This window comes from Finegoldia dalianensis, from assembly GCF_046255015.1.
In the GTDB taxonomy this organism is placed as follows: Bacteria; Bacillota; Clostridia; order Tissierellales; family Peptoniphilaceae; genus Finegoldia; species Finegoldia magna.
Window position 1 is genome coordinate 1 of the sequence record NZ_JBDLBQ010000010.1, and the last position, 15,973, is coordinate 15,973.

The window sequence follows — 15,973 nt, forward strand, 5'->3', positions numbered from 1 at the left end:
GTAAAACACCGTATCGGTTCGATTCCGATCCTCGGCACCAATAACGCGGGATAGAGCAGTTTGGTAGCTCGTCGGGCTCATAACCCGGAGGTCGTAGGTTCAAATCCTGCTCCCGCAACCATACATAGCAACTAATTTTTAATATGGCGGAGTAGCTCAGATGGCTAGAGCACACGGTTCATACCCGTGGTGTCAGGGGTTCGATTCCCTTCTCCGCTACCAATTTTTTATTAAGCTATGTGGTATTTGAAAATTAAATTACCAGGCCCTATGATCACAGCGGTTCTTGACCCTAACCCAAATTACGAAGTAATTTGTTGGTAGGTCAAATGTCACGAAATAGAAATCTTTGATTTCGTGCTGAAGCTGACCCTTGATCCTAACCCAAATCACAAAGTGATTTACAGGTAGGTCAAATGTCGCGCAATAGAAATCTTCGATTTCGTTATGTAGCGACCAAGACATTTGCAGCGAAGCTGCAACCATACTTTCACAATTTAATACAATATTAAAACCTTAGTAATTAAGGCCCTATGGTCAGCAGATAGTTTCTGCCAATCGGCTAAAGCCTCTTGGGAAACTAGTTGCATCAGACCTTCCGGCAATTAGCTTTCGCTAATTGGGATAGGTCTAGAAAGCGGTAACCGCAGAGTATGAATTGTAGACAATAAAAATTAATAAAACAAATAATAAACTTGAAACAAGGCCCTATGGTCAAGCGGTTAAGACATCGCCCTTTCACGGCGGTATCCCGGGTTCGAATCCCGGTAGGGTCACCAGATATATGGGCGATTAGCTCAGCTGGGAGAGCATCTGCCTTACAAGCAGGGGGTCACAGGTTCGAGCCCTGTATCGCCCACCATATATTTTTTATAAACAAAACGAAAACAAAATTCTAACACAAGGCCCGGTAGTTCAGTTGGTTAGAATGCCAGCCTGTCACGCTGGAGGTCGACGGTTCAAGTCCGTTCCGGGTCGCCAAGTATGCTGGTGTAGCTCAATTGGTAGAGCAACTGACTTGTAATCAGTAGGTTAGGGGTTCAAGTCCTCCCACCAGCTCCAAATCCTTTTTAAACAAAGGATTAAGGAGGAGTTCCCGAGTGGCCAAAGGGGACGGACTGTAAATCCGTTACTTTATGTTTCGGTGGTTCAAATCCACCCTCCTCCACCAAAAGAATTCATGCGGAAGTGGCTCAGTGGTAGAGCATCGCCTTGCCAAGGCGAGGGTCGCGAGTTCGAGTCTCGTCTTCCGCTCCAGACAACAACAGATGTGCATACATCTGTTTTGTTGTATATGAACGATTAGCTCAGCTGGATAGAGCGTCTGGCTACGGACCAGAAGGTCGGGGGTTCGAATCCTCTATCGTTCGCCAAGACTATAGATTTCTGATCTATAGTCTTTTTTTATTTCTTAATGATCAATATATTCCAATTCAAATAAATAAGCTTTATACCCAATTATTTCAAAAATAATCACAAATATTTAATAAATTTAAACAAATTTTAAAAAAATTTGCAAACGATACGATATTTTTGGCTCTTAGTAACAAATTATATCAAAAAATTACTATTTACAATCTTTTAATTATAACGTTTCCTTAAAATAATCCGTAAATTTATAAAAATATTCCTAAATTTTTATGTTATAGCTCGCTAAATATACAAGGTAATATTTGAACGAAAAACTTAGAATAAATATCAAATTAGCAATTAATTTCATAAAATAAAGTAAAATACAGCATATTTCTAAGTAACAAGATAAAAACAAAACAAATAAAATCTAATTAGAAAGTAATTTGTAAATATTTAATAAAACTTTATATGTATAACATCAAAAAGTCATTAAAAAAATATGAAAAAAACTTGTAAATTGACATTTCTTATATATCGTGGTAAAATTTACACATAAATAATACATGCAAATATATATTACATAAAAACAGAAGCAAACGTAATTATAATGGATATAAAAAGCAATGCATTTTATTTAGAACTAACAGAGTCAGGCAACACTATTCATAAAATATGTTGGGCTGATTCTTTCTTTATTTTTAGGGGATAGATGCAAACGATATTCATTAATCAGCGGAATGTTTGTAGTATTTTATTCTAAATGCATGTAAAGCAGTAGAGAATAAAAATAGTATAATAAATATCAAAAAAGTAACATTTGAAATAAAAATCAAGTAATTCAGGAGGTTAAAATGAAGAAAATATTTGATAGACTAACGGCGTTAGTCATGGTGATGCTGATGGTAATTCAGACCATAACACCAGCAATAACATCATTTGCTAAGGAGGAAGAGCTCGACAAGAGATATGTAATACAAAAGCTCGAGACCTTGAAACAGGATACCTATGCCAACTTTTCATTGAACCTCGCTACAGTAATTGATGACAAGAATCTGGACACAGACACCAACGTCAAGTTTGTATTGAACACCACGAACATCAATTCTAACATCAAACTATTAGTTAGAAAGGATTTTAGTCTTTATGACGAGAGGACATTTGATACGGTAGAAGAGGCTCACAAAGAATTCGACAGAGTGGACAAATCACTCAAAGATCAAGGATTGAGTTTGGATGTATCCGTAGTACAAGAAGATGGAAAATACAGAATCCATAACAACTACGTGCCTCAAGCTGACAAGGAAGACTTTGGAGACGACTACAAAGTATACAGCCTTAAAGTCGTTGACGAATTTGATTTTGATAAAGAAGGATTGTTCAACAAACTTCCAGAAAATCTAAAATCAACAGAACAACATAGACTTCAACTTGCAGAAGAACGCAGACTTCAACAAGATGGCGAAGTGCCAGAAGGTGACAAACACAACCGCACTTACATCTTCGACTTCAAAGTTGACAAAACAGTTGACAGCAAACTTACAACAATAGCTCTTAATAAGGATGACAATAATCCACTTGAAGTAAAACAAAACGCAGACTTATTTGCAGCTATATTAGATGATAAAACTTATAGCACATATCAAACAGAACAATTACCAGCTGAAGTTACATCATCAATAGAACACAAAAAAGAAGTTGCCGAAGAAAAAGCAAAAGCAGACGCCAAAGCCAAAGCAGAGGCAGATGCCAAGGCAAAAAAAGAAGCTGAAGAAAAAGCTAAAAAAGAAGCCGAAGAAAAGGCAAAGAAAGAAGCTGACGCAAAAGCAAAAGAAGAAGCAGACGCCAAAGCAAAAGCAGAAGCTGACAAACAAAAAGCAGAACAAGACAAAAAAGCACAAGAACAAAAAACAGCTGAAGAAAAAGCAAAGGCAGAGAAAGAAGCCAAGGCAAAACAAGAAGCAGACGCCAAAGCCAAAGCAGAAGCTGAAAAGTTAAAAGCAGAAGCTGAAGCAAAACAAAAAGCAGAAGCTGAAGCAAAAGCAAAACAAGAAGAGCTTACCAAAAAACAAGCTGAAGCAGAAGCTAAAAAAGCCGCTGAAGAAAAAGCGAAAAAAGATCTTGAAAACAAAAAACTTCTTGGACTAGTACAAGGCACAGAAGAAAACCAAGAAGAAGAACCTATTATAAAGAAGAAGGAAACAACAGAAGAAGTCAAAAAAGAACCTGCCACACCAGAAGAAAGAAAACAAAAAGCAGAAGAATTTGACAAAGCATTACAAGACAAAAAAGAAGACATCAAAAAATCAGAAGACAATAAAGATGCTAATAATAAAGAAGACAATAAAAAGACAACTGATAAAAAAGAAGTCAGCAAAGAAACAAAAGGATTATTAGAAGGTATCAAAGAATTCTTCGGATTAACAAATCTTCAAAAAGCAGACCGTGAACTTAAAGCAATCCTAAGCACACAAGCAAATGGATTAAAAGAAGTTCAAGCATTATTATCCAGCTTTGAAACAAAATATCACCTAACAAAAGAAGAACAAGCAAAGCTAATGGAAGATAACAAAGATGCAATTAAAGCGCTTATCGAAAGAGATGCTGACAAGAATTTCAATCCACAAATGTTTGCTACTACACCAGTAGGAGCATCAAGTCAAAGCTTAGCAGACAAAAAGTACACTATCATTACTCGTTTTGATGTATCTACAAAAGCTGGTCCTATCCAAGAAGGTCAATCCTTTACAATAAAACTTGACGATAGGCTTACAGTAAAAGATCCTAATACACTAAAACCAATCGTAAATAACGGAAAGACAATTGCAAATCCTTCTTATAATAAGGATACAAACACAATAACATATACAATTGCTGAAGATATTACAAAAGATCTACAAATACCTCTAGCAATAGACGTTGATTACAATGTAGAAAAAATCAAAGATTTAGACAAAGATGCAACAACACACTCCATCAAAAATTCAATCACAGGAGTAGGCGTTACAAAAGCAGTAAGCCTTCCAGAAACAGTAGTTGATAATGAAGGAAAGATTGTAAATCAAATCATAGAACCTGGTTCAAAAGATGTGCTTGAAATTGTAGATCAAGGTGAAGATTATCAAGTACACATGGACGTTTCAGGTTCCCCAATAGTAAAAGATGGAGAACTAGAATCAATTGACTGGACAGTTCGTTTTTCATCTACTAAAGACTTGCTGGACTTAGGGCTTATTTCTAACGCAACTTTAGTTAAAGGTTCTGGTTTATCTAGATACGAAAATATAACTATTAACGGTAAACCAATAAACAAAGATGATATAACAACAAATGATATTGAAGGTAAACTAGGTATTAGAGAATCTAAGAATTATACATTAAAAGATCATACAAAAGATGTTACTATAAAATTCCAAACACCAGTATTTAACAAACAACAAAAATACATGATTGACTTTTCTGTTTTATTAAAGAATAGAAATAATAAATCAGGTGCAGTAAGATTAGTATTTGACAAGGGATACACTGACGAACAAGTAAAAGAAAAAACATCTAAGCGTATTGGCATGAACAACAGAACTACCATCATGGGAGAATTCACATCAGAAAATACTGCAAAATGGACAGTTACTGATGGAGTATCAACAGGTGACACAAACAATGGTCTACCACTTGCAACAAGAGATTTGACAGGTGCACAAGACTTAACATCGTCAAAGATGGCAGTTTATGGAATAGATGAAAATACAGGTAAGATGGTAATTAAGAAGGCAGAAACCGACCTTAATAAAACTATCCCAGAAAAAGAAAGTAACCCAAGTGAAGCCCAAGTTCCAGGAACAATAGCTGTTTACGAATACGATACAAAGCTTACAGATAGCAACGCTGGATATTCAATGGGCGGAGTTAACATCAACAAATACCAAGATGTTAAAATCAAACAAACTTGGGCAGGAATAGATTCTAAAAAGAAAATGCCAGCTCAAGGATTTGTAGTTAAAGATGATAAGGGAAATGTAATTTCTCCAGAAATTAAAGTTTCTGAAGGTGAAACTGGCGTAGATGAAAGAGAAGTAACAATCCCATCTGCAAAATATTGGGATATAAAGACTACCACAGATGGAAGGATCGAAGAAAGCAAAACAAATCAAAAAGTAGTTCAAAATCTTCCAGAATACACAACAATTGGTGGTACAAGATATTCCTACAAAGAAAAATACAACTACCTAGCACAAGAAGATGGCGCTTATCATATCTACAACGTAATGTCACAATCCACACAAGAAAAGGATGCTGACTTTACAGTTTCAAAATTTGATAGCAAAGACCCTAAGAAAAAACTAGCAGGGGCTAAGTTCACTTTACAAAGTCCAAAGGAAACTATAGAACTAGTTACAGATGCCAATGGTCGAGCAAGTTTTTCAAACGTAAGCCCAGGAACTTACACATTAATAGAAAATAAAGCTCCAAATGGATATAAGCTTGACACTAGTGCTAAGCAAATCACAATAGATAATGACGGCAAAGTTTCTGTATCAGGCGAGAACATTGCTATGCAAGGTGGAAAAATCGAAACAGAATTAGACCATCACCAATATTATCCATCTTATCCATCCTATATGAACGCATTGCACTATGGTAAGATTGACAAAAACGGAAATATTGAATTTTATATTCATTTAAAACCAGAAGCAAATGGAAATGATGGTTATACAAATAAGGACACTAGATTAAACCTAAATGTATTAGGTGGAACTATAAATGAAGTACAAGTTCTTGATGTAGGACCAGGAAACAGAAACACTGCTAAGAACCACATGTATAACCAAACTGCAGACCAATATACAGGAGCTAACTTATTAAACGCTGGTGGGGATAATGATATTACAGGAAAAGATAATATAACAGATGGCTACACAGGAAAAGCTGGTTATCAAATAAAATTCCCTGCAGTAAGATTTGGTGGACAAGATGGAGATTGGGGCTTCTTGGTAAAAGTAAAAGCCACAGGTTCAGAATCCACAGCAGTATCCTACGACTGGTTAACTGACAACAATAAAGTAAAAGATGAAGCTAGAATTCAAAAATCAATTGGGCTATCAACTTCAGCAGAAAGTGGAGTTATGCTTAATATAGCAAATGAACCATTCCCAAAACTTCCTGTAGAAGTTACAAAAATTGGTCCGGACAAATCACCTCTTGCAAATGCAACATTTAGATTAAAAGACTCTAAAGGCAACATAATCTCTGATGCAAAATCAGGAACAGATGGTAAAGCAAGCTTTGGGGAATTAAGTCCTGGCGACTATATAATAGAAGAAATTAGTGCTCCTTCAGGATATCAAAAGTCACAAGTTATCTTTGATGTTCACGTTGGAGAAGATGGTAAGGTAACTTACAAGGCAAGATTCAAAGACGGAGCAGGAACTCCTAAAAACGGTGTGGATTATATCTTGGAAGAAATCGAAGCAGGTCAAGAAGGCGGCAAAGCTACAATAACTGACATAACTCAATCTATAATCCTTCAAGAAAAACAAAATCAACCAAATGATGGACGTCTTGGACGAAAAGAAGGAGTTTGGGAAGCATATGGTATTGAATCCTATAGATATAAGGCTTCTTTCTCAATTTCTAATGCTACTAAAGGCGGCTTATTTAAGATTCAATTTGACCCTAACCTTGACTTCAGAAGATATGTCTATGAAATTCCTGAATTAAAAGATGCAACAGGTAAAGTATTGGCAAAACCATACTTTAACTACGAGACAAATCTTTTAACTTACCAATTTACAGATAATATTGACAGTAACTCTGTAAATGCTTCTCTTGAAATTATTGGTATCATTCCAGATAAGTATTATGCAACACAATCAAATGAAAATCCTGGTTATAATTTTAGAATAGTTATTGATCCAGATAACACTACAGGAACAAGTAACCCTACTGTTACACATCCAAATATTCAAACAACTCAAACTAAAGATAAGGTACTTCCAGTAAATATCAAGACTGATTACTATACGTACGACTCTCAAGGTGGAGGTGGACCATTATCAAGTGAATATATTTACGGTATTTACAAGGATAAAAATGGCGACACTTATCTTAAGGCCATGACTTATTACAACCCAACAGGTCTTTCTAGTGGTAAGAGAACTTTGAGATTTGACTGGTTGTCAATGAATAAACCTAAACCGGGTTTGGGAAACTACAAGGCGAATGGATTACCAGCTTTTGGATTCAAAGAATTAGAAGTTTATAAGGTAACAGATACACCTGCTAATAAGCAAAGATTAATGCCATTATCCTATGGTATAAGACCAGACCAAGATCCAAGAAATTACAACTTGGTATATAAGAATGCAAATGTAGATCCTGATCAAGGATTTAGGGATCAAGTTGGTGACCACAGAATAACTTACGACCCATCATTATTAAAAGACACAGAAGGCTTGTTAGATTATGGTCACAACAAGCATCCACTAGAAATAGATGTGCCAAATGTAAACTCAAATGAAGGATATGTAATAGTACAAACTTTTAAAGTTACTGACGAGCAAAGATTTAAAAACTTGTGGTCAGCTTACTACTTTTCTCAAGGATCAAGACACACTGGTTCCTATCAAAAAGGTAATTCAAACCTTGCTATAGGATCAGAAACAGGACAAGAAATACCAAAATTCTACACAGAAAAAGTTAAACTATTTAACAAAACTTATAATCCTGGTAAATTTAAAATCGAAAAACTTGATGAAGCAAATAGGACAAAGAAGCTTCAAGGTGCAACATTCTCACTTACTGATTCAGATGATAATGTAATCTATAGATCAAGTGATGCAGATGGTATCGTTGATTTTACCGATATAGAACCAGGAACTTACACATTAGAAGAATCTAAAGCACCAGAGGGATATACAAAATCTACTAAAAAATGGCGTGTTACAGTTTATGATACTGGAAACGTCCTTATAAGAGAAACTGGTATCACAGGAACTGGATCAGTTGTAGAAGGTACAACTATTAAATTACCAGTAACTAATAAACCAGTTGGAGAAAAGTTCCAAGTTTATAAGAAAAATGGAAATGGACAAGCTCTTAAAGGTGCAGAATTTACTATTTACGAAAAAGATGAACAAACTGTTGTAGCAACAGGTACATCTGATGAAAATGGTATTGTCGACTTCAAGTTTGCCGATGGAAAATCACTAGAAGATAATAAGCAATATATCTTGAAGGAAACAAAACAACCTCAAGGATACAAGCCTATCGATAAGAAATGGGTTCTTGAAGTAAAAGATGGCAAGACAAAAGTTTATAACTATGTAGCCTCAACAGAATCAACTGAACTTAAATCATTCCTAGCAGAAGATAATGTAAACTGGGTTGACGTTAAGAACAGACATACTGATGGATGGTCAACTTACGACAACAGATGGACAGGTTGGACTGGCAATAGCAAAACTGCTCAATACATGGGTACTAGAATTATTGCTATAAATAAAACTGAAAAGTACGCTATCCAAAGATATGTAATAAATCCAGAAGCAAGAAAAATTGCAGATAAAACAACAGCATCTATCCACAGAGAAAGTCCAAGAGATCCTAATATGACTTGGTATGATGGAAGTGCAGAATACAAAGTATTTGAATTAGATAAACCGGTAACTGGACTTATCTCAGATTTAAGACTTGCAAACTACACGACTAAGGATATAACAGATGATGTTAAGAAAACTGCAAAAACTGAAGCAGGTAGATACGGAGAACCAGATAGATTAAATCTAACACTTCCAGCTACATCAAAGCCAATAGTAATTGACGTAAAAGTTCCATATATAAATAATGATGGTGGCGTCGGTACAGGAATGGACTGGACGGTTAATAATTCTAACATCTACTGGAAAGCAGACTATTATGAAAATGTTGGGGACATTATAGTAGGAGATCCTACAAAAGCAGCTGCTGGAGATATAAAGGGTTCTTATGTAGCAGAAGGCTCCCTAGATGTAAACAATGAAAAAGAAAAATTCCAATTCAAACTTAAAAAAGTAAAGGCTGACGATGAAACTAAAGTTATTCAAGGAGCAGTCTTCAAACTAACTGGCCCAGACGATAGTCCAAATGAAAGATATATGACAACAGGACCAGACGGTATGATAACTTTCGCTGGATTGGAAGCTGGAACATATAAGTTAGAAGAATTTCAACCAGCACCAGGTTATGAAAAAGCAAATAATGACTGGACCGTTAGAATAACAACAGAAGGTAAAGTCTACATCAAAGACAACAAAAAGCAACAAGCTGGAACACAATCAAATGTAGATTTATCAGTAGTACAAGCGGCTTCTAGCTCATCATCCAACAGAATAAGACAGTATCTGGCAAATAACTCATCGTCATTGCACGGAGTGGATACAGGATTAGAATTTGGCCCAAAAATAGTAGAAGCAGCGTTGAGAGCTGGAAATGATTGGGAGACTATTGATCCTGCAAGATCTGAAGAACCTGACACAAGATCTAATCCTAATAATCCTACAAGAGTGCATACTAAAATTACAGAAATAAATAAGGATACAAAACAATTTAAGCAAATTTTCCTTATTAATGGAAATGATAACAAAAACAATGATTTTAACCTTAATATTCACAAACAACCAAGTGGTAAATTATCGAATCAAAATGTCAGCGTAAAAGTATACACAGTAGGGAAAGGATCAACTGTTGATAATATATTGAATCGTGGTAATGATTTGAAATTACAAGGTATTGTGTCTGAGGATCTTCAAAACCCAGGACAATTAAAGATAAGATTTAATGGATCAGGAAATCCTGGATTTAGTAAAAATAACTTATTTGTAATAGAAGTTATTTCTAGGTATATACCTGATGATAATCTAGGATTAGGTATGAATTATTACTATGACAGATCTGGAGCTATAGCTAATTGGAAGAAGTATTGGGGAGCACAATCCTATACAAGTGCAGATGCTATTAATAGAGAAGCTTACAGTGTATCAGCAACATCACAAGGACATGGAACAGTTACAGCAAACCCAAGCGAAAACATAGCAAAGGATACACAAGTAATAGTAAATGTAAATCCAGATCAAGGATATGAACTTCAAAGCTTAATAGTTGACGGACAAGATGTTACTCAAAGTGTAAATAATAATCAATACACATTTGCAATGCCAAACCACAATGTAAATGTAGAAGCTAGTTTTAAAGTAAAAGCTCCAGAACAAGTGACTGTTTCATTCAGTCCTGGAGAAGGTTCTGGCACAATGGCAGAACAAAAAGTTAATGTCGGTTCAAATTATCAATTACCATCTAATGGATTTACTGCACCTAGTGGTAAAGAATTTGATGCATGGTCAGTAAATGGAGAAAGAAAAAATCCAGGAGACTCAATACCAGTTAATGCTGATACTACAATAACTGCTCTTTGGAAAGACAAAGCTCCAACAAACTTTAATGTAATAGTTCAAAAACCACAACAAGAAGGTGGAACGATTACAGCTGAACCAACTTCTGCACCAGCAGACACAGAAATTACACTAACTGTTATACCAAATAAAGGTTATGCAATTCAAAGCGTAACAATGAATGGTCAGCCTATTACAGTAGATGGTAATGGACAATATAAGTTCATTATGCCAAAAGGCGACGCCACAGTTTCTGCAACATTCAAGAAATCCGAACCACAAGGACCACAAGAAGGCGAAAAAGAAATCCCAGCTGGACAAGCTGCACAAATTACCAACAATCAAGTTGGTATTGAGCTTAAAGTACACAAGAGAAACAATGTAAACGAAGGACTAGATGGTGCAGTGTTCACATTAAAGAAATACACTGACAACACTTTTACCAAAGTAGATGGAACATTTACAGACCTAACAGCAACTTCTGATAAAGAAGGTAATGTAGTATTTAAGGATAAAGATGACAAAATAGTCAAATTAAATACTGGCTACTATATCCTTGAAGAAACAAAATCACCAGTAGGATATAAGAAACAAGCAGCTCCTTGGAAATTACAAGTAAAAGAAGAAAATGGTTCTCTTGTAATAATTCAAAAAGGACCAGAACACACAGCTACATCTTTCTTATCTTCAAATAAGGCTGTAGCAGCAGATAATCAAACTGGTAAAATCAAATACAAATCTATAGTTAAAAATATAGACCCAGACTCAAAGACATTTGTGCAAAGAGTTTATATTGATACAAGAGATTATGATAAGGTAGTAAACGTACAAATCACACCAAAACACAAGAGAGAAGAAATTGATAGAGCTGGAAAGCCACCAGTAACTATCAAAGAAGGTGTTAAGACAGCCTACAGGTCAACTTATCAAATAACAAATCCACCAGAAAATGTGGATGTTGATAAAGTATTAAATAGCTACGACTTGAGAGATTCAAATGTAACCACTGTTAATACAGCAAGATGGAGACCATTTGATTGGGGCTTTGATGAAGACTTGCTAAATCTTAAACCAGGTGTATACTACATCGACATTGAAGGATACTACGATGGTTCCTTGACTGATAGAAAAGTTACTAATGAAGTGGCAATAGATGGTAACTATAACTTCACTGAAAAAGATGGCAAAACTCCAAGTAAAGAACCAGTGCTTAAAGCTCCTTATGAAAAAACAGCAGCTGATATACCAGATAAAGATTTAGGTAAGATTGACTTACACATTGATTTCTACGATGGTGCAAGACACTTAGACCAAATCACAGGATTTGATGCATATGGAAATCCAATATATAAAACATTCCATGGTGCATCTTATCAAGGTGGTATGATTTCTGTTAGAAATGGATATTACAATTATTTGAGAGCTAACGGTTATAGCGAAGAAGCTGCTACAACAAAAGCTGATGCTTGGGCAAATAGCAAACTTAATGGACAAAAATACGCTAATGCTTTAAGTAAGGAAGCTTATTTAGGTGACGATAAGTATATCGGAGCTAAAATAGTACCACCACTAGGCACACCAGCAGTAGAAGCAGATACAAGCTTAGATATATCATCACTATACACTTCAGACAAAGCTGAAACAGTACCACAAGAAGGTATGTCAATCACAAACGAAAGAGAAGTATATAACATTACTTTCTCTAAGCACAAGATGGATGGCGATGACAATACAAACAGACTAGAAGGCGCTGTATTTAAACTTCAAAAGAAGGAAGGTTCTTTCTGGTATGATATGGATGAATCCTATGTATCATCAGCTTTCAACGGTTACTTTGGTTTCAGAAGACTTGAACCAGGAACTTATAGATTGCTAGAAGTTGCTCCTCCTAAAGGATACAGAGCACTTGACGGAACTCTATTAGAATTTGTAATAAAGACAATTGATCCAAAGGGTGAAACATTCACAAAAGATGGAAAGACTTATGACAAAGAATCTGGTTTACAAGTAGAAGTTCAACCAGATGGAACTCATAAAGTAGTTGACCCAGATACAGGTAAAATCGTAGAAAGTGCCAACGGATATGTAACTATTGAATACAACAAGAAAAACTACCTAATTCCTAATGTAAAGAATGATGAAACTTCAACTGGAAAACTTGTCGACTTCGTAACAAGCGCCACTGCCAAGAATATTGGTAAGGTAAGAAACGAAGAACCAGGTAAAGGTTCTGTTACTATCAAAAAGGTTGACGAAAATGGCAATGCTATTCCAGGTAAGAAAAACGAATCTGGAGAATTAATAGCTGGAGCTAAGTTCAGAGCAACTAGATTAGGTGCTAAGACAGATAAGGATGGAAAACCAGTTGCCGATGCAGTTTATGAAGGATATGTCGACGAAAATGGAACACTAAAATTCGAAGGACTTCCACTAGGCAACTACGAACTAAGAGCAGTTTATGAAGGATATGTCGACGAAAATGGAACACTAAAATTCGAAGGACTTCCACTAGGCAACTACGAACTAAGAGAAGTCGAATCACCTAATGGTTATATCAACACTGGTCAAGTATGGCACTTCACAGTCGGTGGTAAGGGACTTGACCCTTACGCAGAAGATGCAAGTCCAAGAACTAGAAATATTACAAGCTTAATAGAACTCACATCATCAAAAATGATTGTAGATAGACCTGCAGGCGATGAAAATACAGGTAATGAAGAAATCCAACCACACATTGGAGAAAGTTTACAATTCACAAATGACTACAAAATTAAAGATGGCGTTAAAATAAGTGCAGGAGATTATTTCACTCTAAAACTTACTGACAACATGGACTTGTACGGAATAAGAGAAGACGAGCCAACAAATCTTGACTTGTTCGCTGACGGTATCGGTACAATTGCTAAGGCAGATTACAATGGACAAGCTGGAACAATTACCTACACATTCACAAAAGCAGCAGAACAATACACTATCACAGACTTCAAAAATGTTATGGCAACTCACATTAACCTATATAAGGTTAGAAACTCAGGCAACCAAGAAGTTGGTATGAGTATTGGAAATGACACAAAACATCATAAAAATATCTATGTAAATTACATTGTAGATATTGCATATGATAACGATGGATCTAATTTCATCAACATGGCATCTAAGATAGTAAGTTTCAATTCTGAAACTGGTGAATTTGTTCATTACTTCTATGTTAATAGAGAAGGTCATTATGACAGCTTGGATTTGACATTCAGATATAAACCAAATCAAACAGTAAATAATTTACAAATTACAACTTACGATTTGTATTACACTGATAATAATTGGAAAAATTACAGTATGCCAGCATCCTTTGGTGTCAATGAAAATGATAGAAACTTATGGCGCTCAGGAATAACACAACCTAAAACTGTAGAAGCAAATAAGACTACAACAACTAATATAGGTTCTTATCCTAATAACAGAGCATCTATTATAAAGGTAACTGGTAAGATTGCTGATACAAAGAATTTAACAGAGTACAGAGGATATTCAGGTCTATACTATGGTTATAACTATACAGATAATTATGGTTATAAACGATGGGCAGAAAATCCAACAGTCTACAGATGGGATGGAGTATATGTATTTGAAAATGAAAGTATTGCTCAAGCAAACTTCGAACTTAAAATAACAAACCCATCTAACAAAGTTGTATTTGAAAAGGTAAATACAGATGGAGAAGTTCTGAAACCAGCAGTAGATGAAACAGGAAAGGTAACTAAAGGTGCTAAGTTCACATTAGAAAAGAATGATGGAACTATAGAAAAACCTGGTGCAACTTGGACTGCAAAGACTAACCCAACATTAGTTGATAAAGACGGTAGAATTTCTTATAATAATCTTGAAAAAGGCTTATACAGATTAATTGAAAATGAAGCACCAGAAGGATATGCTGAACCAAAAGAAGCTGTGGCATACCTAAAGGTAGACGAATCTGGTAAGATTTATAAGAAAGTGACTGTTCCAAATGCAGAAGGAACTGGAACTAGTGAAATCTATCAAGAAGTAAGCGACACTATTGCAATCAAGGTTGTCAACAACAAACAAATTGAGTTTGTAAAAGTCGATGCAGATGATAATAGTAAAATTTTACCAGGAGCTGAATTTAAAGTTCTTTATAAAGAAAAAGAAACAGATAACTATAAAGATTATACTTTAGATGGAAAAGTAGTAACGGCTAAGTCAGATGAAAATGGCAAGTTTAGTATTGCTGTTTCAAAAGACGGCTACTACGCATTAAAAGAAACCACAACTCCTAAAGGCTACTTGAAACTACCAGGCTATATTAAAGAATTTAAGCTAGAAAATGGTAAGGTTCAAGTTCTTGAAAAAGACCCGCTAAAGGCAAGCCTGACTAAGGGTGCAAATGGCATGATAACAAGTGAAATCCTTGAAGTGGATAAGGATAAGGGAACATTCAAGCAAAGACTTGTTATAAATCCAGGTCACACAAAATGGACATTTGATAAAGAAGACACATTATTACAACTTGATGTTAATAATTGGAATGTAAGTGACAAGTATAGAACTATAAAAGTTGCAACTCTTGAAAAGGATAAAACTGTTGCTGATTTGAAGGATACTGATTTTAAAGAAGTTAATCCAAGAAATCAACAATATGATACAAATCCACTTATATACAGTATTCCAAGTTTGTATAATACCAATGATTATACACAACCAGTTCCAACAATAAGTAACATAGTTACAGAAAAGGGATTGGTAGTAGAAATCACTGGCAAGATAGCTGATAAGACTAAAGCAGTAGAATTGAATCCAGAAGTTTACTCAAGAGCATTTAGTAAATCAATTGATAAAGTAAGTTACAAGCTTGACATCAACAATATGTCAGAAGGCAAGGGAACTTACATCGATTATGTAAGCAAGGATCCTATCCAAGTGGAAAACCACAAAGCGACATTCCCTCACACAGGTGCGATGGGTATTATTGGTTTCCTTGTAGTGGGGGCTGTGATGATGGCAACGGCGTACTACAAGTACAGACGTAAGAGAAGAGAGAGTGCTTTATCATGATTGAATTAAATCAAAAGATGAGGTACCCTCCGTAAAGGGACTACAAAGAGACAGGGGATGAGGCGACATGCCAAGTCCCTGGGGTCTCAATGATGTTCGGATGTTTATTTAAGATGAACGAATAA

1 protein-coding gene and 9 tRNA genes are annotated in these 15,973 nt (G+C 35.4%); all 10 read left to right on the top strand.

Going from position 1 to position 15,973, the window contains the following annotated elements; all coding sequences use genetic code 11:
• Positions 1 to 44: 44 nt before the first annotated feature.
• A tRNA-Met gene (locus tag ABDJ34_RS09465) sits at positions 45 to 121 on the top strand.
• A 24-nt stretch (positions 122 to 145) separates the two neighbouring features.
• Positions 146 to 222 (top strand) — tRNA-Met (locus ABDJ34_RS09470).
• Between the two features lie 482 nt (positions 223 to 704).
• Positions 705 to 779, top strand: a tRNA-Glu gene (locus ABDJ34_RS09475).
• 7 nt (positions 780 to 786) lie between these two features.
• A tRNA-Val gene (locus tag ABDJ34_RS09480) sits at positions 787 to 862 on the top strand.
• Between the two features lie 42 nt (positions 863 to 904).
• Positions 905 to 981: transfer RNA gene (locus ABDJ34_RS09485), tRNA-Asp, on the top strand.
• 5 nt (positions 982 to 986) lie between these two features.
• Positions 987 to 1,062, top strand: a tRNA-Thr gene (locus ABDJ34_RS09490).
• A 24-nt stretch (positions 1,063 to 1,086) separates the two neighbouring features.
• A tRNA-Tyr gene (locus ABDJ34_RS09495) sits at positions 1,087 to 1,171 on the top strand.
• An 11-nt stretch (positions 1,172 to 1,182) separates the two neighbouring features.
• A tRNA-Gly gene (locus ABDJ34_RS09500) sits at positions 1,183 to 1,257 on the top strand.
• 39 nt (positions 1,258 to 1,296) lie between these two features.
• Positions 1,297 to 1,373, top strand: a tRNA-Arg gene (locus ABDJ34_RS09505).
• Between the two features lie 831 nt (positions 1,374 to 2,204).
• Entirely contained in the window at positions 2,205 to 15,848 is a 13,644-nt protein-coding gene (locus ABDJ34_RS09510; protein WP_412702184.1) for a SpaA isopeptide-forming pilin-related protein, read from the top strand.
• Positions 15,849 to 15,973: the final 125 nt, after the last annotated feature.